We start from the raw sequence: 17,096 nt of genomic DNA, 5'->3' as shown, positions 1-17,096 counted from the left end.
TTTCACGCTTGACAATCCTAAAAGATAGGATTACAATATTTATATAAATTGGAGGTGATCGAATGGAAACGATAGAAAAACCAAAGATTCGAATTGCGGCTGCCAGAATTAATGCAGGTCTAACTCAACGAGAATTCGCGCAGAGAATAGGCGTGAATCTTTCGACTATAACAAATTGGGAAAATGGTAAAACTGAACCTAATGTAACGCAATTACGCAAAATCAGTGAGATATCGGGTATACCTATGGATTTTATTTTTGTGCCCGATTAATCCTAAAAAAATGGATTTGATTGGAGGAGGTGATGGACACTAAATGATAGAAAAAGTGAGACAAACCATTGTAATGGGGGAAGGATCAGATATAGAGGTTGAAATAAAGCTCATAGAATCTGTCCCCGAACAGCAAGATATAGTGGAAAGTTATATAAAGAGAAATCGGATACTAGGAATTATCTGCATAATTTTATGGTTGTCCCTGGTTATGGTCCTTATATTCGGAGCCTACTATTTTTATCTTTGAAGTATATTTTTCGGCATTCCATTTTTGAATTTGGGCCTTCGTTTTGATATTTTTTCTTGAAGTATAAACTTGTAGCTTTATGTTTACATAATTGGAGTTTTCAGAAGAAAACTTCGGGAAAAATAATACACCATCATAAACACCGAACGGTGGGATTACATAAGGAAGATCTATTTGAGACTGGGTATTGATGTGAAGCGTTACAGGGGAATCGCCTAAAAAGTATGTCGATGACGGCACACTTATACTGTCATCGGGATACGGATTATAGGAATAGTCGAATTTGCCACATTGGACAGAAATTTTATAAATGGTAACCGGATAAATGGAACGATTTATTAAAAGTACCGAAACAACAGCCTGATTTACAGAGGCTGCATATTCATCAACCTTTGGAAAATACCAACAATGATCTTCGTTTACATTGGCTGTTAGCTTTCCACGTTCTAAAAAAGCTCTATAAATGCTTATTATCAGCCCGGTACAACCTGTGATACACCCTATTAATGCAATAATTATGTTAAAAATCAAATCTTAGTCCCCCCAATAAGTAAAACATTATGTTTTATTATAGGGCGGAAGAAAAATAAAATCAACCAGTGAGGTGATGAAATGCCAAAAACACAAGACATAACATTGGAGAGACGCCGTCGGGAAGTTAGGGGATTGCTCAAAAAGTACCAGGAAAAATCCAATACCGATAACCAGCGGGCAGGTGCGGCCATACGAAAGACGGATAGAACATATAGAAATAAGCTTAGAAGGCCGGATGATTTTTCTCTAGGAGAACTTTGGGATCTGCTTGATAAGATGCATGTCCCGGAAGAAGAAAGGATGGATATTTTAAGATGAACCTGGTGGAATTACAAAGACGAGGAGTGGTGGTAATGGACGAAAAGAAGATGGAAAAGCTCTACAAACTTAAAGAGGCAGCAGAGAGCGTAGGAGACAACGAGGCCTCCGCCGCGCTTAGGTGGGCAATTTTTGAGCTGGAAAATTTGGTGGGAGGAAACAGAGATGCAGGATAAGATACGCTGGGGTATCATAATCGCCATCGTCCTGATCGTCATCGCTGCCGCAGCCATCCGGGCGCAGGCCGGACAAGACCATCAGCCGCCCGACACAATCAAGTTTGAGTCCACAGCCTACTGCGAGACAGGAGATCCTACCGCCTCCGGCAAATGGCCGCGTGAGGGTGTCACAGTAGCGGTTGATCCCGACGTGATCCCGCTCGGGTCTGCGGTGATGATCTGGGACGAGTCGGGCGAGTGGGTGGGAATCTATGAGGCCCAGGACACCGGGAGGCTCATCCGGGGCCGGATCATAGATCTGTATATCCAGGATTATGCGGAGTGTATTGATTACGGAAGACAGACTGTGTTTGCCCGGGTGATCACAGACGTAAAAGGATAGGAGGATCGCTATGGCGAGAGAGGTACTAAAAGAAGCCCGTCAAAAAGCGGGCATGACACAACAGCAGATGGCGGACAGGCTTGGGATTAATCTTCGTCATTACCAGAAGATTGAGTATGCAGAGATTGGCGGTTCTTTTGATGTCTGGGACGCCTTGGAGGACATTCTAGGGATACATCAACGGAAACTCCGAGAGATTTCAAATAATCATCCCTGCCTAGAAGAAAGTCAGCCGGAACATTAAAAAAATCAGAGAGTTCGACTAATCCCATAAAGTCGGGTTCAACTTCACCACTTTCATATTTTTGGTAGTGCCTAAGGGAAACACCCATTGCATCAGCAGTTTTTTGTTGGGTGACATTCCGAAAGATACGAGTGGCACGTAATCGGTCATTAAACATAAATACCTCCTAAAATATATTGACTTACGTCTTATTTTGGCGTAATATAAAAATAAAGTATACGCCAATTATTGGCGTAAATAAGGAGGAATAATCATGTCAGTAGAAGAGAGCAGAATTGTAGAACTGGAAAAAGAGATAAGTGAATTAAAAGGGCTTATATTTGCCCTGAAACCCGCCAGTGTGTCACCATCCAATGTTTTGCAGAGGATTCGAAAAGAGTGCCGTGAAAAGTATTTTGGAAGTTGGAACGATATGCGCGACGAGAAGATCACATATGGGCCTAACGGGAAAACTTATTCTGATTACAGCGTATTTGAGGAAATTATCATGAAAAAGACAGGGATGCTCTTCAAGTATTCTAAAGGGAAACCGAACGGAGGTGGGTCGATCACTGGATTGGTTAGATCAGAGGACGATGTGAAACTTTACCGCGATATCTGCGACAAGGTATGCAAAGAACTTAGGAATTGCGTGGATGTCTACACGCATCAGAGAGAAGGAAGGTGAGGCAGATGATTGAGATAGGAGACTATGTGGAATGGACAGGCAGCGACGGCCTGGAGCGCGCCGGTATTGTGATCGGGATAGACAACATAGCGATCGGCACCCCCATATACATAATCCGGTCAAAAAATGGTTGGCGCGTGCGGATACCGCAGGAACGCTGCAAAAAAACGATCCCTTAGGAGGTGGGCTCCGCCGGGATCAATTAGTAGAGTAATTACTTATTACGCCTTAATTATAAGGCGGGGAAGGATGTGTTGTCAATGAATAATATATATGATTGGTTGGCCGCAGTTGAGACGGCAATCAACTTACAAGATCGGTTAATCAACGATCCTGGGATCCCAGGAGTAGATATAATCAAGAACCAGACCTGGAAACAGGTACATATTAACGATGGCATTGAAAAAATAGCTGAAACCGTAGGCCAACCACTATCAGAAAGTGAGCATGATAGTAAATACACAAGAGTATCTGTTATCCACAATGGGATTGAGTATTTCCAGCTCGTTCCAATCAGAGAGGGAGGCGGTCAAGATGTTGCCTGATGCCATCGATTTGTACGATGAGTACGAGGCCGAACAGGAAAGAATGAGACGCCGCCGGCGCAGGGAAGCGGCGGAATATGACCGAGTAGAATGTGAAGTCAATTTAGAGGAGGAAGCATCATGAATGAAATCAGAACAAAAATCGAAGATTTGTTAAGAAGTACAGAAAGGGCCGGAGTAGAATTTATGATTACATATTTGGGGGAATCTGGATTTTACGAAGCCCCCTGCAGCGCCCAGTACCATCTGGCGTGTGAAGGAGGATTGGCTCGGCACAGTTTGAATGTATACGAGGCCATGGAGCAGATGTGGTCCGTTTTCAAACCCGCCGTGACATTGGAAAGTGTAATTATAACCAGCCTTCTTCACGATGTCGGGAAAGTCGGACAGTTCGACAAACCTGGGTACGTAGAAAATATTTTGAAGTCAGGCAAACGCTCGGACAAGAAGCCATATATGATTAATTCGGATTTGCTTAATATCCCCCATGAGATCCGCAGTTTGTCTATAATCGGCAACCGTATGAACCTGACGGAAGAGGAATACTTTGCAATCCTCTACCATAATGGGCTTTACGGACCTCTGAAATATGAGATTACCGGTAAGGAAAGACCGCTGTACCTGCTTCTGCATTTTGCAGATATGTGGGCCAGCAGAGTAATTGAAGCCAGCGCAGGGGAGGACGAAGAATAATGGCAAGGGTGATATGTATTATGGGAGATTCTGGGTCCGGTAAAACCACCTCTATGCGAAATTTGGATCCAAAAACAACTTATTACATTGACGCTGACAAAAAGGGATTGTCATGGAAAGGGTGGAGGAATCAGTACAGCGAAAACAATAAGAACTATTTGAGAAATGATGACACAAATATAGTTCGGAATTATATTCGTAAACTGGCAACATCGTGCCCGAAGATCAAAGTGATTGTTGTTGATACCATCAATGGCCTGATGATTGCCGACGAAATGCGCCGCAGTAAAGAAAAGGGATATGACAAATGGACTGATTTGGCGGCCTGCGTCTGGGATCTGGTATGCGAAGCCCACGAATACCGGGATGACCTTACAATTATATTTACCGCTCATACTCAGGTGGAGCGTGATGATTCCGGATATGTTTTCACCCGAATCAAGACTTCGGGGAAGAAACTGGACAAAATCGTGCTGGAAAGCAAATTTACCACGGTGCTATTAGCAAAGTGTGTTGATGGAAAATATTTGTTTGAGACTCACGCCAACAGTAGCACGGCAAAGTCACCCATGGGGGCATTCGAAGAGCAAGAAATTGAAAATGATATTGTCAAGGTGATTGATGCCTTGGCGGAATTTTAAGGAGGAATGAACGAATGAGACAGTTAAACGGTTATGCACAGGCAAAAGCATATACGGATCAGGAACGGCTGCCGGTTGGCGGATATGTAATTAAAATCCTGAATGTAGACTACCAGTCGAATGAGTGGGGCGATGTAATCGTATTATCCTTTGACATCATAGAGGGAGATCATAAAGACTTTTTCTCCCAGAACTATAAGAGTCAGGATAAGGAAGACAAGAAGTGGAAAGGAAACTACCGACTCCGAGTACCGAAGGACGATGGAAGCGAACAGGACGAATGGACCATGCGCCGGTTTAAAACTGTTATATCTGCCTTTGAGGAATCTAATCCGGGTTATCACTGGAACTGGAATGAGAGAACCCTCAAAGAAAAGACGATCGGAGCGATTTTCAACAACAAAGAGTATGAATTCGAAAATCGCCACGGATTTTACACAAACTGTCATTCGCTGGTTGCGGCTGAAAAAATTCGATCTGGGAAATTCAAGATTCCTGCCGATACCCTTCTAAAGCAGAGGGATAATAACGGATATCCTGCGGGGGCAACACCCGGTGAGGACGGGTTCATGAATATCCCGGATGGGATCGATGACGAACTGCCCTTTTAGGTGATAGACATGACACCGTTTGAATTAAAAGCTGCCCTGGAATCCATGACTCTGCTCGTGGACACCAGGGAGCAGCCGACGGAGAGATTGCAAAGGCGAATTGATGATACTGGTCTGCCACATATCCGCCAAAAACTTGATTATGGAGATTATTCCTGCCAGTGTTTGCTGCCGGACGGAAAACAATTAGATTTTTCCAGCAAAGTCGTGATAGAGCGGAAGATGGATATTGGTGAGCTGTGTACTTGCTTCGGGAGGGCGCGCGCCAGGTTCGAGCAAGAATTTGAGCGTGCCAGGGCCGATGGCTGCCGGGTTTACCTGCTGGTGGAGAATGGAAACTGGGAAAAGGTATATACCGGAAAATATCGCAGCCAGATGAAACCGAAAGCTCTGATCGCCAGTATCAATGCTTTCCGTGCGCGTTACGGGATGCAGTTTGATTTTTGCAGGGATGCGACCACTGGACAACTAATCAGGGACATTTTGTACCGGGAGTTAAAAAATTACCTGGAAGGGTGTGAGTAGATAATGAAGGATACCAAGATACAGACAGGATTAAGAATACCAGAAGAACAGTATGGGCGAATAAAAGAAAAAGCCGATCGGATGGGTGTTTCCATCAATCAGCTGGTTCTCATGTTGGTTGATATAGGACTTAATTATCTTGATATGGAGCAGGAGAAATGACCCCGTTCTTATCCTCATAATCGGAAATGTAGCTTTTTACAATGTACTCCACAAGATTATTGAGAGAGCGATTTTCAGATTCAGATAAGGTTTTAAGCTTTCCGTATGTGATTTCATCAATACGAAGTCCGGTTTGGATTTTTGAGATAGCCATATATAAGCCTCCTAACTTTTGTTAGCACATTATAGCAAAAAATGCTTGTTTATTCTACTAACATATGTTAGCATATATAAAAATGAGTTAGCATAGTGCTAACAAAAAAGGAGGATAAAATCATGACGGTGAAAGAAATTGCGTACAAATTGGAAGAAATGCAAATTGAATCTGAAAAAGTGAATAGTCTTCAGAACACGCTTTTTGAAGCGATTTACAGAGGAGACAATGCGCCGGAGATTTACGAATGGGCCTTTATCGTGCTTGGAAACTTAACTTTTGCATTGGCGAACGATCTGGACAAGTTGACTAAGGCAGCTTTTGATAATTTTTGGAAGGCAGGTGATTTAAATGTCTAGGGCTATAGATTTGACTGGGGAACGCTTCGGAAGATTGCGTGTGATTTGTTTTGCCGGGACAAATAGAAGTGGAAACAGAACATGGCGGTGTCTCTGTGATTGTGGGAAGGAGCATATCGCTACAACGAGCAATTTGCTCAGCGGCTCTACGAAATCATGTGGGTGTTATCACAGAGAGTGCGTAGCCCAAATGAATTATATTCATGGAAAATCGAGTACAAGACTTCATGGAATATGGCGCGGGATGAAGATGCGCTGCTATAACAAAAAATCTTCCTCTTATGACCGGTATGGGGAAAGAGGAATTAGGGTGTGTGCTGAGTGGAAGGATGATTTTAAGGTATTTTACGATTGGTCAATAAGAAACGGATATGATGATACAAAGTCTATTGACAGGATAGACGTTAATGGAAATTATTCTCCTGATAATTGCAGGTGGGTTGATGAAATAACACAAGCAAACAATAAGAGAAATAATAATATCGTCATAGCGCATGGGGAGGCTCACAGCCTATCAGAATGGTCAAGAATTTCTGGTATTGATCGTAAAACGCTCTCAGATAGAATCAGGAAGCTCGGTTGGACACTGGAGAAAGCATTAGAGATTGAACCGAGGGATACATATGACCACAGAGGAAATAAAGCAAAGCATAACCATGAGGGAGGTAGCTGAGCGATACAACATCAAGGTGAATAGAAATGGGTTTTGTAGGTGCATTTATCATGATGAGAAAACTCCCTCAATGAAACTGTACCGAGATAGCTTTTACTGTTTTTCATGCCAGAAATCAGGGGACATATTTACTTTTATGCAGATGATGGACGGGTTATCTTTCCAGGAGGCATTCCGGGAGCTGGGAGGGACCTACGAACACTCTTTCCGGGCCGATCTGAAAGTATATCATGCCCAGAAACGCCGGGAAATGGTTCGCCGGCAGGAGGAAAAGCTCCGTCAGAAAAAGGAACTAAACATTCTGCTGATAGATGTGTACCGCCGGTGGACAGACCGGTCGGAACCATTGTCGGACACATGGTGTGACTGCTACAAGGCTTTACAGTTAGAGCTTTATCATCATATGATCCTGAACGGCCCAGAAGAGAGGTGACAGCATGAAGCCGATGAACGAACTGACAGCGAAGACAATATTGTCTGATGAGGTATTGACGGAAGTATTTGAGCAGGAAGACGAGATATATAAAGCGCGGCTTTTGCTGTCCCTCCAAGACCGGGCGGCCGAATTGGGAGTAAAAGCTAAATTTGACTCCATGGTGCGAGCATACAAGCGGGCAGAACGAGAAATGCGGAAAAGGGACCGCGACCGGTCCGTGGCATCACTGGAAAACTGGACGAATTTTATCGGACCATACGACAATATGTTCTGCGGGTCCTGGATCGCCCGGGAAGACGGTATATTCGCCCAGAACATGGGCACCGTGGAGCAGATCGCCTGTTACCATCCTATTCTACCAGTAGAGCGCCTAAAGAATTTGGAAACCGGCGAGGAACAGATCAAACTGGTGTATAAACGTAACGGCCGCTGGGAGGAAATCGTAGTCCCAAAGACGCTGATCACTTCCGCCAACAAGATTGTAGCCCTGTCAGGCCGGGGCGTAGCTGTCACGAGCGAGAATGCCCGCTTGCTGGTTCGGTTTCTGTCAGATGTGGAAAACCTGAACAGCAATGACATAGCGGTGCAGTATTCCAGCTCAAAACTGGGATGGGTCAAGGGCGATTTTCTCCCTTATGACACAGAGATCATTTTTGATGGGGACAGCCGGTTTCGGCAAGCGTTTGATAGCATTGGAGAGCATGGCAACCGGGAGAAGTGGTTTGATCATGTTCTACAGCTCCGGCGGACCGGTCGAATCGAAATTAAAATGATGCTGGCGGCCTCGTTTGCCAGCGTACTGATACATCTCGTCGGGGGCCTTCCGTTTTTTGTAGATTTGTGGGGAGAAACAGAAGGCGGGAAAACAGTCACTCTGATGTTGGGCGCATCAGTCTGGGCAAACCCGGACGAGAGCGCATATATTGGTGATTTTAAGACAACGGATGTGGCCCTGGAAGCGAAGGCAGATATGTTAAACCATCTGCCCATGATGCTGGACGATACCAGCAAAACATCATCCAGAATCCGGGAAAACTTCGAGGGTGTCGTATACGATCTGTGTTCCGGCAAAGGAAAGAGCCGGTCAAACAAAGAACTGGGAATCAACCGGGAAAACCGTTGGAGAAATGCTATCCTAACGAACGGTGAACGGCCCCTGGCCTCGTATGTTTCCCAGGGCGGGGCAATCAACAGAATTCTTGAAGTGGAGTGTGGGGAGAGGGTCTATCCAGATCCACAGGCCACCGCCGATATACTGAAAAACAATTACGGATTTGCCGGGAAAGAATTCATTCAGGTTTTAAAGGATATGGGAACAGAGGAGATCCGAAAGATACAGCAGGATTTTCAGGCACAGATCATGGACGATGAGAAAATGCAGAAGCAAAGCATATCCCTTTCGATCATCCTGGCAGCCGATAAAATCGCCACAGAGCACTTATTTAAGGATGGGGAGTATATTCCTCTGGATGAGGCCAAAAAGGTGCTGATTGACCGGAATGAGCTGTCTGACAATGAGCGGTGCTACCGGTACATATTGGACAAAATATCGATGAATAGCACCAGGTTTGATACCATTACCAGTTGCGAGAAGTGGGGAGTTAAGGAAAAAGGATATGCGATATTCTATAATCAGGCATTTGACGAACTTTGCAAAAGTGGAGGGTTTTCAAAGAAATCTTTCCTGTCCTGGGCAGGAAGAAACGATCTCATTGTAATGCAGGGCGGGCAGCCTACAAAGGTAAAAAAGATAGATGGGAGTCCACAACGCTGTGTATGGCTGAAATTAGAGGATTTCGCTGGGACCAGCGATCAACCAGATGAGGACAGTTACGGTTTTGTTCTCATCGAAAACAGGCAGGAGAAGTTACCCTTTTGATTAAGGTTACAAGTTACACGGGTTACAGTGATTTTTTCGCCCTATATAAGAAATAAAAAGTGTGAATGTTTGAGGTATATTTTTCTCCGTATAGGGAGTACAAAAAATGTTGTAACTTTGTAACTAATTGCTTAAACCCGCATTATTACTTGATTTTTAGGTTACCAAAACGGTTACCACTTATTTTTTAAATCGTAACTTTGGTAACCGTAAAAGGAGGAATCAGAAAAAATGGTTAACGTAAAAGGCATCTGGTCAGATACATATAAACTATATATATTCTACCAGCAGCATAAGGACACGAAGTTGTTTACGCAGGAGGCTGGCAGGATCTGGGACATATATTCAGATCCAGAAAACAGGCCGGTCTGCGAAAGTTTGTTGATCGCGCTAGCGTCGGTGATCAATGTGGAACATGAGGAAATCCGCCAAGCGATGAGGAATCAACGTTCACAGCATTAAACAATAATTTAAGGAGGAAAAAAATGAAAGATGAATTATTAAGAATAGCCCAGGAGGTACTGTCAGAAGATGAAGTTGATGAAATTATCAAGGATAAATTCAAGAAGGCAATTTCTGATGCTTGCGAGAGTGCTTTCCGATGGGGAGATGCTAAGAATGCCATTGAGAAGAAGATCAAAGAAGTAATGGTTCCATACATAGAATCAAGGGATTTTTCAGAATTCCTACCAAAGATGGATACCGTGCTGACAGAGATTGTAAATTCTGATAACTGTATGGCAGATAAGAAGATTTTAGAGAACTTCAAAGCACTTATGATTGAGCCGGAGCAGAAAGAAATTAAAGTCACAAATTTGTTCGAGCAGTGGATTAAGTGGTGCGAAAATGACATTGAAACGAGCGATTTGGAAATCAACTATGACGATGGCGTGAGTTATCAGAGTGTAAGTTGTGAAATGCGTGTAGAAGAGCAGGATAAGCCGTCATGGAGCGATTTTCAGAGAGCAGTAATTGTATTTGAAAATGAACATGATGAAGAACTGAATGTGGAAATTCCTATATCGAAATGGCTTAATAGCACAATCAATGACGGAGAATACAAACTAGATTTTACAAAAGATATTGTGATCTCTTCTCTTCGTAGGTTAAATGATTTCCAAGTATTGCTTTTGAGGTTGGAAAGAGCTGGTACAAAAATCATTATTGATAAGGAGTATGATGATTCCTATATTCAGCCGGAGGCAGAACCGGAAGCAAGTTTCAGTTAATGAATAAAACCAATATTTAACGAAGAAAGGAGGCGGAAGCCCCGGCCGGGTGAGATGCATCGGCTTCCTTTCAAAAATGGAGAAAAAAGAACTGAACACAGAAGAGTGGAGAGCAGAAAAGAAAAAGAAAAAAGCCCAGATGGCGGCCATGCAAGCGCTACCATATGAAGTCAAATTAAAACGGGCGGAGCTAAGGGCGCATGAGTTTATCCGGGAACTGGACGCCAGGAGGTTAAATGCCCATGTGAGCGTTGGCGGGCTGGATAGCATTGTACTACTGCTTTTCCTGCGGAAAATAGGGATAGATGTTCCTGCCATATCGGTATCATCGTTAGAAGATAAAAGCATTCAGAGAGTACACAAGGCCCTGGGAGTTGAAACTATTAAACCAGGAAGACCTAAGGTGGAAATTTTAAATGAGTTCGGTTTTCCTGTCATATCCAAAAAGATTGCTGGACGAATAGATACACTGCAACATCCAACCGAAAAGAACAAAACTGTCCGACACGCTATCATAACTGGCGAATGCGGAGCGCAAGGTCATTTTGCAAAGAATAGTCGCATGAAGATGCCGCAGAAATGGTTAAAGCTGTTCGGTGGATACGAGAATGAGAATGAAGGCGTTGATTACCAGATACCCGATTTCCTCGTATCGAATAAATGCTGCAAGTATATGAAAGAAGATCCATGCGATAAATGGGCAAGGGAAAATAAAAGTAGGCCATTTCTGGGCCTCATGGCCAGCGAAGGAGGACAGAGGGAAGAAGCATTGACAGATCACGGGTGCAACTATTTCGGAAAGACCGTGATCCGCAGCGCCCCATTTGCCCCTTTTCTCCGGCAGGATGTTTTGCAGCTTGCGCTTGACTTAAAAGCCCCAATACCGGAAATATATGGAACAATCGAACGGAAACCTGATGGAACGCTGTACACCACCGGAGCACAGCGGACGGGATGCAGCATGTGTGGATTCGGAATTCATATGGAAAAACGGCCGCACCGGTTTGATCAGCTTCGGCAACGGAACCCGAAGGAATGGGAGTTTTGGATGTACCGATGCTGCATGGACCCGGAAACCGGCGAAAAGTTTGGATGGGGACGCGTACTGGACTATATCGGCGTAGGATGGGAGGATATTCCGAACGTCATAGATATTCCGGGACAGATGGAAATCGAGAAGGATTTTCCGGAAATAGTCCCAGGAAGTTAATTAACTAAATCGGAATTTAAGGAAGGTAGATGTGCTATGAAAAACAAACTGTTTAGCATTAGTGTGGAGGATGAAAATCGAGAAGAAAACGAACATAACTTTTCTGTATCACTGGAATTTTGCGATCCGATCCGAAAGCGCGACGCCCGTGACTGGCTGCAGCGAGTTATAGCAGACGCAGCACGCAAAGAATTTAAGATTTAAGAGAAATCTGGAGGAGAGAAAACAATGGACGCAAAGAAATTAAGACTTTAGAGGAGTTTGAACTAATGGAAGATAGATGCATAATGCCTGAAATGCCATATTGTCCTGCCTGTGAATACGGATACATTGAGTATCTGAATGAAACAGATACTGTATGGCATTGCATGGTGAATGATTGTAGAAAAAACGATTCGGAAAAAATTAAAATTTAACACAGAAAGGGGATTCAATGAACGTGAATAAAAGGGTGACAGTGCAAGAACTTGCTGAAACACTCAGGAACATAGCGTATTCCGATAACCAGAAACATAACTTGTGTTGGTCGCTAAGTGTAATACACCCTAAAACAAATGATGGCGATGTAGGATACAGCGGCGGTGTATTCCACAATCATCATTTTAAAGGGCATAAAGATTCTAATTTTTCGTTCTCATACTCCGAATCAAGAGGGATATATCAGTTCCATTTGTGGAGAGAACATGACGAGGTAAGGCTCGACTGTGTTGGAAAAGACGGAAAAATAAGCTTAGAACACCTTGTTAAAATAGCCATTGATGAATATGGTATCGAGGAGCTTTACAGTAACTAAACTGAAATTTTGGAGGTAAAAACTAATGAAATATATTGCTTTAGCTATAATTACGGTTGCTGATTTTATATTTTGCTATTGCATGAAACAGGATAGCTATTTAGTCTTATTGATCCCTATGTGGTGGGTGATTATTGCAAATTAACTTATGGAGGATTAGAAAAGATGAAATATAGAAAGAAACCAGTCATAATCGAAGCAATCCGATGGACCGGATTAAATTTGGAAGAAATCAAAGCATTTGTTGGAAGAGATTTACGGTATGACATAATGGATGCTGCATGGGAAGTTGGAAGGGGAACTCCTCACATTAACATGAAAATCCATACACTTGAGGGTGACCATGAATGTACAAAAGGAGATTTTATCATAAAGGGCGTGAACGGAGAATTCTATCCTTGCAAGCCTGATATATTTGAAAAAACGTACGAAGTAGTAAACGGGGATTTAAAGGAGGTTGACCGAGATGGATGCATATGTGATCAAGGAGGAGATCTTAAGCAAACTCAATATTGCCCTGGCGGCGATAGATCAGCGCCAGAGCGCCGAATACAACGAGCAGGTGAGCTGTGTCGTGTGTAATTTGGCACAGGCATATAGCTGCCTGAAGGGGAGAGGGCAAGATGAGTAATGAGACTATGACGGTGCGCGGTAAGGAGATGCGACGACAGATATTAGATCGCATTGTGAATTACATACAGGAGCATGGTTACCCGCCGACCACCCGCGAGATCGGGGATATGGTATGCCTGGACTCCACATCATCCGTCTATAATCACCTGCAGCGGATGAGAGACGATGGCATGATTGACTACCTTGACGGACAGCCCCGGACGATCACGGTGCCGGGATACAAATACACAAAAACTGATTGAGACTAAGGGTTCCGGCCTATGTACCGGGACCCAAAAAAAGATTCATAGATCGAACATATGTTGCGAAAATACGTTCGGTCACTAAAACAAAAAAATAGCGGTGAACCACCGGCCAAAGTGTATATTCACCGCATCTAACTGCTTAAGGATATTATACCAGATCGGTACTCCTTAAGCAACTACTAAGGAGGAAAAATCTATGTATAATCAAGCACTTAAGACAAGTATGGAACAGCAGATCTTGATGACAATGTCATTGCATATTGGCCGAGAAGCCCTGGAAATGTTGCAGACTGTGATAGAGGACCAATTTGTGAAAGTGAATATGGAAGAAATAACAACGCTGCCGGCGGAAGTGCACAGGAGCACCGATGAGCAAAACAAGTATATTATCAATCTGTTTTTGTTCAAAAAGAAAGAGCTGGCCGAAGGCACAAAAGAGATGTACCTGGGCGCCATCAAGCGTCTGCTGACTCTGATTGATAAGCCCCTTACCGATATGGAGGACATTGATATATCATATTATCTCCGCTGGTATGAAACGCATAATGAAAAAGACGGGGGGAAGCGGAACAATCCTGTTACATGCAATAATGAGCGGCGGTTTCTTTCAGCCTTTTTCGGATGGATGCGCCGCGAAAAATTAATCGCGGACAATCCGGTTGACAGCACTATGCCCAAAAAAGTTATGCGGAAACCGATTGATTACTTTAAGGCCAATGAGCTCGAGCAACTGCGTGAGGGATGCAAGACCCTGCGGGACAGAGCAATTATAGAGGTGCTGCGAAGCACCGGTGCGCGGATCGGGGAGTTGGTGCCGGCAAATATCAGCGATATAGACTGGCGTACGGGGGACATGGATATTGACGGAGAGAAGGGGAGCGGTTATGGCGTAGTATACCTGGATGAACAGGCACGTTACCACCTGCAGAAATACCTGGAAACCAGGTCGGATGATAATCCCGCGCTATTCGTCAGTAGCCGGAAGCCATATGGCAGATTATCTGCGGCCGGGATTAGAGGGATGATGCATGATGTCCGGGAGCGGATGGGGATGCTGTGCAGAGTGTATCCGCATAAGCTCCGGAAGACGCTGGGAATGGACATGAAGAACAAAGGCGCGGACATCGGAGTGATCCAGGAAGTACTGCGGCACAAGGACCCCGCCACCACAGCGCAATACTACGCCGAAAGCACCGCAGAGACACTGCGGAGCGTACGAAAGAGGTGCGCATAGAAAGGAGATTAGCTTGCAAGAGAACAAAGAAGGCTTATACGAATTTGACAGCAAAATGATTCCGGCGGCAGCATGGGAGGCGTTCTTCCGGCCGGCGTACATATACACGGAGTTGTGTCCGGTGCCAGCACTCCGGGAATGGAAAGGGGGAAGAAGCCAATGAATGATGAAATCAGGAAAGAGAACGATCGTAAGAAGCTATTTTTATGGTCCTACCAGGATGCGATCCGGGATGTGTCGCGGCTTGAGATCAGGCTGCGCGAGGTAAAGCAAATGCGAATCATACCAGCATTTGTGGCAGACGGGATGCCGCATGGGTCCGGCGGGACAGGGGATCTGTCTGGATACGCTGCGCAGCTGGACAGCCTGGAACGGCGCTACCTCAAAGCGAGGTATAGGAGGATCCGGCAGCTTAAAGCGGTTACTGACCGCATAGAGGCCCTGACAGAGCAGCGCGAAAAGGATGTGCTGACGTATAGATATATCCTGGATATGGGCTGGGAGGAAATCAGTGTCAAAATGAAATATAGCTGGCAGCATGTGCACCGAATACACGCCAGCGCCTTGAGAAATTTAAAGATGTGATGGAATGAGAGTAATGTGGGTGATATTATGGTACCATGGAATTATGTAAAGAGGTCACCCATGGTAGGGCGGCCTCTTTTTGTACCCTCACCCTGGCGTCTGAAACTAAGGGCGCTGGGGACCTCCTAAGTAAGAAAGATATATAGAATGATTCATATTTTCTTTTGAATATTACTATGGTATAATATATAAAATCACTAATGAGAGGCAAAACAAAAATGAATGTTTTGTTTTGGAACACAGGAGTAGGATATTATAGTAAAGACAAAGATAACCTTGCTAAAAAGGAAATAGTTGACCAATGTATAGTCGGTTTAATTGAGCAGACAAAATGTGATATACTGGTGTTGGCTGAATACGGTTTTGAAACCATCGGTTTGTGCAATAAAATATCCTTAATAGGCACTGATTTCAGGGAACATAAAACAATACAACCGTCAAGAGTGAAATTTTTGTGTAATTCTAATTACTGTATAGAATTAATAAGAGATAATAGATATTATGCTATATATAATCTCAGAACACCGTTATTCGACTTATTGATTGCCGGAACGCATTTCCCGAGCAAATTACACTCAGCGCCAAATGACCAGGGTGTTGTTGCTGGATATTTGATAGGGGATATGAATGACGCACAAAAAGAGGTTGGGCATAACAACGCAATTATAGTGGGTGATTTTAATGCTAATCCGTACGAAGATTTTATGATGGAAGGAAATCTGTTACATGCCTTACCTTGGCAAGATATTGTTCAACAAAGGAAAAAACGCAAAATATACGGTCGAGATAAAATGATGTATTATAATCCAATGTGGAGTTTGTGGGGAAGAGAAAACAATTCGTTCGGCACATATTATTATGACAGCAGTGGTGCAATAAACATGTACTGGAATATGTATGATCAGATTATTATTAGCGCTGATATTATATCATATTTCGAGCAAACTTCGTTAAGGATTATCACTAAAATTTGTGATAGGTCGCTTTCGACTATTAAAGGAATACCAGATAAAGAAAATTACAGTGACCATTTTCCAATTTATTTTAAATTAAAGGAGAAATGAAATGTCAGAAGGAATGTGGAAATTAGAGTTGGACAACGAGACGAACAGGATACCCAGAGATATAGTTCAAGAACAATGTAGTTTGTTGTCTAAAGCAACCAGAGATTTAGTTATTGCTAGAATGGCAGAATATGATGGTGATTATAGAAGTTATACTACAGCTGGAGGATTTATGGCTGTGACTGAGAACATTGCAAATATGAGTATAAATAAGTTTGATGTCCAAAGCAAATTAGGAGAAGAAACAGCAGAAAGCAAATTTGTATATGAATTGTATTTAACATCGCAATCTATGCCAAAATATAAATACAGAATTTGCTTCATTTATTATGGGGTTCTTTTATATCCAGTTGGAATATCTTTAGAAAAAGAAATTGCGAATGAGTTGGGGGTACCTAATGCTGAATTTACAGTGGATACCCAGGATGATTTCGAAGAATATTTAAGAAGAATACTTGGAAGTAAGAAGGTAACTCTACTAATACAAAATTTATACAGAATAGGTAGAGGTGAAACGAAATATCCAAGAGTTATTGAGAGGAGAGAATAACAGCATTATTTGTTGGTAAGTAACGCGGA

General features: G+C 43.4%; 30 protein-coding genes and 1 pseudogene. 28 read left to right on the top strand and 3 right to left on the bottom strand.

All coding sequences use genetic code 11. From position 1 onward, the window contains the following. The first annotated feature begins 62 nt into the window (after positions 1-62). The gene (locus KTH90_RS18950; RefSeq protein WP_158353193.1) at positions 63-272 is read left to right on the top strand and encodes a helix-turn-helix domain-containing protein; all 210 of its coding nucleotides are present in this window, start codon (positions 63-65) and stop codon (positions 270-272) included. Positions 273-465: 193 nt separating this feature from the next. Here the strand turns inward: KTH90_RS18950 and KTH90_RS18945 are convergent, their stop codons facing one another. After that, positions 466-1,053 carry a hypothetical protein gene (locus KTH90_RS18945; protein ID WP_158353191.1) on the bottom strand — a complete coding sequence of 196 codons (588 nt, stop codon included), beginning with the start codon at positions 1,051-1,053 and terminating at the stop codon, positions 466-468. An 81-nt stretch (positions 1,054-1,134) separates the two neighbouring features. Here KTH90_RS18945 and KTH90_RS18940 point away from each other — a divergent pair, with 81 nt between their 5' ends. The 4 genes from KTH90_RS18940 to KTH90_RS18925 are packed head-to-tail and all read left to right on the top strand — an operon-like array spanning position 1,135 to position 2,179. After that, complete coding sequence (locus KTH90_RS18940; protein ID WP_158353190.1) at positions 1,135-1,374, top strand: hypothetical protein; 240 nt, start codon at positions 1,135-1,137, stop codon at positions 1,372-1,374. A gap of 35 nt (positions 1,375-1,409) precedes the next feature. Continuing rightward, positions 1,410-1,550 carry a hypothetical protein gene (locus KTH90_RS18935; RefSeq protein WP_238727263.1) on the top strand — a complete coding sequence of 47 codons (141 nt, stop codon included), beginning with the start codon at positions 1,410-1,412 and terminating at the stop codon, positions 1,548-1,550. Continuing rightward, entirely contained in the window at positions 1,540-1,935 is a 396-nt protein-coding gene (locus KTH90_RS18930) for a 3D domain-containing protein (protein ID WP_158353188.1), read from the top strand. Before KTH90_RS18935 ends, KTH90_RS18930 begins: the two co-directional genes overlap by 11 nt. A gap of 10 nt (positions 1,936-1,945) precedes the next feature. Continuing rightward, positions 1,946-2,179, top strand: a complete 234-nt coding sequence (locus KTH90_RS18925; protein ID WP_158353186.1) for a helix-turn-helix domain-containing protein — start codon at positions 1,946-1,948, stop codon at positions 2,177-2,179. Between the two features lie 34 nt (positions 2,180-2,213). Here KTH90_RS18925 and KTH90_RS25520 read toward each other — a convergent pair. Further along, positions 2,214-2,267, bottom strand: a pseudogene (locus tag KTH90_RS25520) (hypothetical protein); the annotation flags it as partial. A gap of 165 nt (positions 2,268-2,432) precedes the next feature. Between KTH90_RS25520 and KTH90_RS18915 the strand changes: the two are divergent. The 8 genes from KTH90_RS18915 to KTH90_RS18885 all read left to right on the top strand — a co-directional run bounded on the left by KTH90_RS18915 (position 2,433) and on the right by KTH90_RS18885 (position 5,861). Continuing rightward, positions 2,433-2,846, top strand: coding sequence for a hypothetical protein (locus tag KTH90_RS18915; protein WP_158353182.1), 414 nt, complete (start codon positions 2,433-2,435; stop codon positions 2,844-2,846). A gap of 5 nt (positions 2,847-2,851) precedes the next feature. Then, positions 2,852-3,025: a hypothetical protein gene (locus KTH90_RS18910; RefSeq protein WP_238727262.1), complete on the top strand. Its 174-nt coding sequence runs from the start codon at positions 2,852-2,854 to the stop codon at positions 3,023-3,025. 81 nt (positions 3,026-3,106) lie between these two features. After that, positions 3,107-3,391 (top strand): hypothetical protein, encoded by a 285-nt coding sequence (locus KTH90_RS18905; RefSeq protein ID WP_158353180.1) that lies wholly within the window; start codon positions 3,107-3,109, stop codon positions 3,389-3,391. Continuing rightward, positions 3,381-3,515: a hypothetical protein gene (locus KTH90_RS24970; protein ID WP_275061447.1), complete on the top strand. Its 135-nt coding sequence runs from the start codon at positions 3,381-3,383 to the stop codon at positions 3,513-3,515. The genes KTH90_RS18905 and KTH90_RS24970 overlap by 11 nt, the downstream gene beginning before the upstream one ends. Continuing rightward, positions 3,512-4,084 carry an HD domain-containing protein gene (locus KTH90_RS18900; RefSeq protein WP_158353178.1) on the top strand — a complete coding sequence of 191 codons (573 nt, stop codon included), beginning with the start codon at positions 3,512-3,514 and terminating at the stop codon, positions 4,082-4,084. Before KTH90_RS24970 ends, KTH90_RS18900 begins: the two co-directional genes overlap by 4 nt. Next, positions 4,084-4,725 carry an AAA family ATPase gene (locus KTH90_RS18895; protein ID WP_158353177.1) on the top strand — a complete coding sequence of 214 codons (642 nt, stop codon included), beginning with the start codon at positions 4,084-4,086 and terminating at the stop codon, positions 4,723-4,725. Before KTH90_RS18900 ends, KTH90_RS18895 begins: the two co-directional genes overlap by 1 nt. Before the next feature lie 14 nt (positions 4,726-4,739). After that, positions 4,740-5,336, top strand: a complete 597-nt coding sequence (locus tag KTH90_RS18890; protein WP_158353175.1) for a hypothetical protein — start codon at positions 4,740-4,742, stop codon at positions 5,334-5,336. Between the two features lie 9 nt (positions 5,337-5,345). Next, entirely contained in the window at positions 5,346-5,861 is a 516-nt protein-coding gene (locus tag KTH90_RS18885) for an ERCC4 domain-containing protein (protein WP_238727261.1), read from the top strand. Between the two features lie 130 nt (positions 5,862-5,991). Here KTH90_RS18885 and KTH90_RS18880 read toward each other — a convergent pair whose 3' ends face one another. Then, positions 5,992-6,177 carry a hypothetical protein gene (locus tag KTH90_RS18880; protein WP_158353173.1) on the bottom strand — a complete coding sequence of 62 codons (186 nt, stop codon included), beginning with the start codon at positions 6,175-6,177 and terminating at the stop codon, positions 5,992-5,994. A 122-nt stretch (positions 6,178-6,299) separates the two neighbouring features. On the opposite strand from KTH90_RS18880, the gene KTH90_RS18875 reads away from it, so the two are divergent. From KTH90_RS18875 to KTH90_RS18800, 15 genes are all read left to right on the top strand, one after another. Next, positions 6,300-6,536, top strand: coding sequence for a hypothetical protein (locus KTH90_RS18875; RefSeq protein WP_158353171.1), 237 nt, complete (start codon positions 6,300-6,302; stop codon positions 6,534-6,536). 190 nt (positions 6,537-6,726) lie between these two features. Beyond that, positions 6,727-7,209 (top strand): hypothetical protein, encoded by a 483-nt coding sequence (locus KTH90_RS18870; protein WP_158353169.1) that lies wholly within the window; start codon positions 6,727-6,729, stop codon positions 7,207-7,209. Continuing rightward, the gene (locus KTH90_RS18865; RefSeq protein WP_158353167.1) at positions 7,160-7,642 is read left to right on the top strand and encodes a CHC2 zinc finger domain-containing protein; all 483 of its coding nucleotides are present in this window, start codon (positions 7,160-7,162) and stop codon (positions 7,640-7,642) included. The genes KTH90_RS18870 and KTH90_RS18865 overlap by 50 nt, the downstream gene beginning before the upstream one ends. A 4-nt stretch (positions 7,643-7,646) precedes the next feature. Continuing rightward, positions 7,647-9,524 carry a DUF927 domain-containing protein gene (locus KTH90_RS18860; RefSeq protein ID WP_158353165.1) on the top strand — a complete coding sequence of 626 codons (1,878 nt, stop codon included), beginning with the start codon at positions 7,647-7,649 and terminating at the stop codon, positions 9,522-9,524. A gap of 231 nt (positions 9,525-9,755) precedes the next feature. Then, positions 9,756-9,986, top strand: coding sequence for a hypothetical protein (locus KTH90_RS18855; RefSeq protein ID WP_158353163.1), 231 nt, complete (start codon positions 9,756-9,758; stop codon positions 9,984-9,986). Between the two features lie 23 nt (positions 9,987-10,009). Further along, the gene (locus tag KTH90_RS18850; RefSeq protein WP_158353161.1) at positions 10,010-10,753 is read left to right on the top strand and encodes a hypothetical protein; all 744 of its coding nucleotides are present in this window, start codon (positions 10,010-10,012) and stop codon (positions 10,751-10,753) included. A gap of 76 nt (positions 10,754-10,829) precedes the next feature. Beyond that, complete coding sequence (locus tag KTH90_RS18845; RefSeq protein ID WP_158353159.1) at positions 10,830-11,963, top strand: hypothetical protein; 1,134 nt, start codon at positions 10,830-10,832, stop codon at positions 11,961-11,963. A 36-nt stretch (positions 11,964-11,999) separates the two neighbouring features. Then, positions 12,000-12,167, top strand: coding sequence for a hypothetical protein (locus KTH90_RS18840; protein WP_238727259.1), 168 nt, complete (start codon positions 12,000-12,002; stop codon positions 12,165-12,167). A gap of 229 nt (positions 12,168-12,396) precedes the next feature. After that, positions 12,397-12,756: a hypothetical protein gene (locus KTH90_RS18835; RefSeq protein WP_158353157.1), complete on the top strand. Its 360-nt coding sequence runs from the start codon at positions 12,397-12,399 to the stop codon at positions 12,754-12,756. A gap of 466 nt (positions 12,757-13,222) precedes the next feature. Next, positions 13,223-13,387, top strand: a complete 165-nt coding sequence (locus KTH90_RS18825) for a hypothetical protein (RefSeq protein WP_238727281.1) — start codon at positions 13,223-13,225, stop codon at positions 13,385-13,387. Continuing rightward, entirely contained in the window at positions 13,380-13,631 is a 252-nt protein-coding gene (locus tag KTH90_RS18820; protein WP_238727258.1) for a LexA family protein, read from the top strand. Before KTH90_RS18825 ends, KTH90_RS18820 begins: the two co-directional genes overlap by 8 nt. Positions 13,632-13,830: 199 nt before the next feature. Then, complete coding sequence (locus KTH90_RS18815; RefSeq protein WP_158353155.1) at positions 13,831-14,868, top strand: tyrosine-type recombinase/integrase; 1,038 nt, start codon at positions 13,831-13,833, stop codon at positions 14,866-14,868. A 159-nt stretch (positions 14,869-15,027) separates the two neighbouring features. After that, positions 15,028-15,453 carry a sigma factor-like helix-turn-helix DNA-binding protein gene (locus KTH90_RS18810; protein ID WP_158353153.1) on the top strand — a complete coding sequence of 142 codons (426 nt, stop codon included), beginning with the start codon at positions 15,028-15,030 and terminating at the stop codon, positions 15,451-15,453. A 218-nt stretch (positions 15,454-15,671) separates the two neighbouring features. Continuing rightward, the gene (locus KTH90_RS18805; RefSeq protein ID WP_158353151.1) at positions 15,672-16,517 is read left to right on the top strand and encodes an endonuclease/exonuclease/phosphatase family protein; all 846 of its coding nucleotides are present in this window, start codon (positions 15,672-15,674) and stop codon (positions 16,515-16,517) included. Between the two features lies 1 nt (position 16,518). Beyond that, positions 16,519-17,067, top strand: a complete 549-nt coding sequence (locus tag KTH90_RS18800) for a hypothetical protein (RefSeq protein ID WP_158353150.1) — start codon at positions 16,519-16,521, stop codon at positions 17,065-17,067. Positions 17,068-17,096 lie beyond the last annotated feature (29 nt).

It is taken from the genome of Diplocloster modestus (assembly GCF_019042245.1).
Lineage (GTDB): Bacteria > Bacillota > Clostridia > Lachnospirales > Lachnospiraceae > Diplocloster > Diplocloster modestus.
This window is presented reverse-complemented; position numbering and strand designations above follow the sequence as displayed.

Excerpts from the sequence above, each read along its gene's own strand:
- KTH90_RS18950 (WP_158353193.1), top strand. The coding sequence starts at position 63 with ATGGAAACGATAGAAAAACCAAAGATTCGAATTGCGGCTGCCAGAATT.
- KTH90_RS18940 (WP_158353190.1), top strand. The coding sequence starts at position 1,135 with ATGCCAAAAACACAAGACATAACATTGGAGAGACGCCGTCGGGAAGTT.
- KTH90_RS18935 (WP_238727263.1), top strand. The coding sequence starts at position 1,410 with ATGGACGAAAAGAAGATGGAAAAGCTCTACAAACTTAAAGAGGCAGCA.
- KTH90_RS18930 (WP_158353188.1), top strand. The coding sequence starts at position 1,540 with ATGCAGGATAAGATACGCTGGGGTATCATAATCGCCATCGTCCTGATC.
- KTH90_RS18925 (WP_158353186.1), top strand. The coding sequence starts at position 1,946 with ATGGCGAGAGAGGTACTAAAAGAAGCCCGTCAAAAAGCGGGCATGACA.
- KTH90_RS18915 (WP_158353182.1), top strand. The coding sequence starts at position 2,433 with ATGTCAGTAGAAGAGAGCAGAATTGTAGAACTGGAAAAAGAGATAAGT.
- KTH90_RS18910 (WP_238727262.1), top strand. The coding sequence starts at position 2,852 with ATGATTGAGATAGGAGACTATGTGGAATGGACAGGCAGCGACGGCCTG.
- KTH90_RS18905 (WP_158353180.1), top strand. The coding sequence starts at position 3,107 with ATGAATAATATATATGATTGGTTGGCCGCAGTTGAGACGGCAATCAAC.
- KTH90_RS24970 (WP_275061447.1), top strand. The coding sequence starts at position 3,381 with ATGTTGCCTGATGCCATCGATTTGTACGATGAGTACGAGGCCGAACAG.
- KTH90_RS18900 (WP_158353178.1), top strand. The coding sequence starts at position 3,512 with ATGAATGAAATCAGAACAAAAATCGAAGATTTGTTAAGAAGTACAGAA.
- KTH90_RS18895 (WP_158353177.1), top strand. The coding sequence starts at position 4,084 with ATGGCAAGGGTGATATGTATTATGGGAGATTCTGGGTCCGGTAAAACC.
- KTH90_RS18890 (WP_158353175.1), top strand. The coding sequence starts at position 4,740 with ATGAGACAGTTAAACGGTTATGCACAGGCAAAAGCATATACGGATCAG.
- KTH90_RS18885 (WP_238727261.1), top strand. The coding sequence starts at position 5,346 with ATGACACCGTTTGAATTAAAAGCTGCCCTGGAATCCATGACTCTGCTC.
- KTH90_RS18880 (WP_158353173.1), bottom strand. The coding sequence starts at position 6,177 with ATGGCTATCTCAAAAATCCAAACCGGACTTCGTATTGATGAAATCACA.
- KTH90_RS18875 (WP_158353171.1), top strand. The coding sequence starts at position 6,300 with ATGACGGTGAAAGAAATTGCGTACAAATTGGAAGAAATGCAAATTGAA.
- KTH90_RS18870 (WP_158353169.1), top strand. The coding sequence starts at position 6,727 with ATGAATTATATTCATGGAAAATCGAGTACAAGACTTCATGGAATATGG.
- KTH90_RS18865 (WP_158353167.1), top strand. The coding sequence starts at position 7,160 with ATGACCACAGAGGAAATAAAGCAAAGCATAACCATGAGGGAGGTAGCT.
- KTH90_RS18860 (WP_158353165.1), top strand. The coding sequence starts at position 7,647 with ATGAAGCCGATGAACGAACTGACAGCGAAGACAATATTGTCTGATGAG.
- KTH90_RS18855 (WP_158353163.1), top strand. The coding sequence starts at position 9,756 with ATGGTTAACGTAAAAGGCATCTGGTCAGATACATATAAACTATATATA.
- KTH90_RS18850 (WP_158353161.1), top strand. The coding sequence starts at position 10,010 with ATGAAAGATGAATTATTAAGAATAGCCCAGGAGGTACTGTCAGAAGAT.
- KTH90_RS18845 (WP_158353159.1), top strand. The coding sequence starts at position 10,830 with ATGGAGAAAAAAGAACTGAACACAGAAGAGTGGAGAGCAGAAAAGAAA.
- KTH90_RS18840 (WP_238727259.1), top strand. The coding sequence starts at position 12,000 with ATGAAAAACAAACTGTTTAGCATTAGTGTGGAGGATGAAAATCGAGAA.
- KTH90_RS18835 (WP_158353157.1), top strand. The coding sequence starts at position 12,397 with ATGAACGTGAATAAAAGGGTGACAGTGCAAGAACTTGCTGAAACACTC.
- KTH90_RS18825 (WP_238727281.1), top strand. The coding sequence starts at position 13,223 with ATGGATGCATATGTGATCAAGGAGGAGATCTTAAGCAAACTCAATATT.
- KTH90_RS18820 (WP_238727258.1), top strand. The coding sequence starts at position 13,380 with ATGAGTAATGAGACTATGACGGTGCGCGGTAAGGAGATGCGACGACAG.
- KTH90_RS18815 (WP_158353155.1), top strand. The coding sequence starts at position 13,831 with ATGTATAATCAAGCACTTAAGACAAGTATGGAACAGCAGATCTTGATG.
- KTH90_RS18810 (WP_158353153.1), top strand. The coding sequence starts at position 15,028 with ATGAATGATGAAATCAGGAAAGAGAACGATCGTAAGAAGCTATTTTTA.
- KTH90_RS18805 (WP_158353151.1), top strand. The coding sequence starts at position 15,672 with ATGAATGTTTTGTTTTGGAACACAGGAGTAGGATATTATAGTAAAGAC.
- KTH90_RS18800 (WP_158353150.1), top strand. The coding sequence starts at position 16,519 with ATGTCAGAAGGAATGTGGAAATTAGAGTTGGACAACGAGACGAACAGG.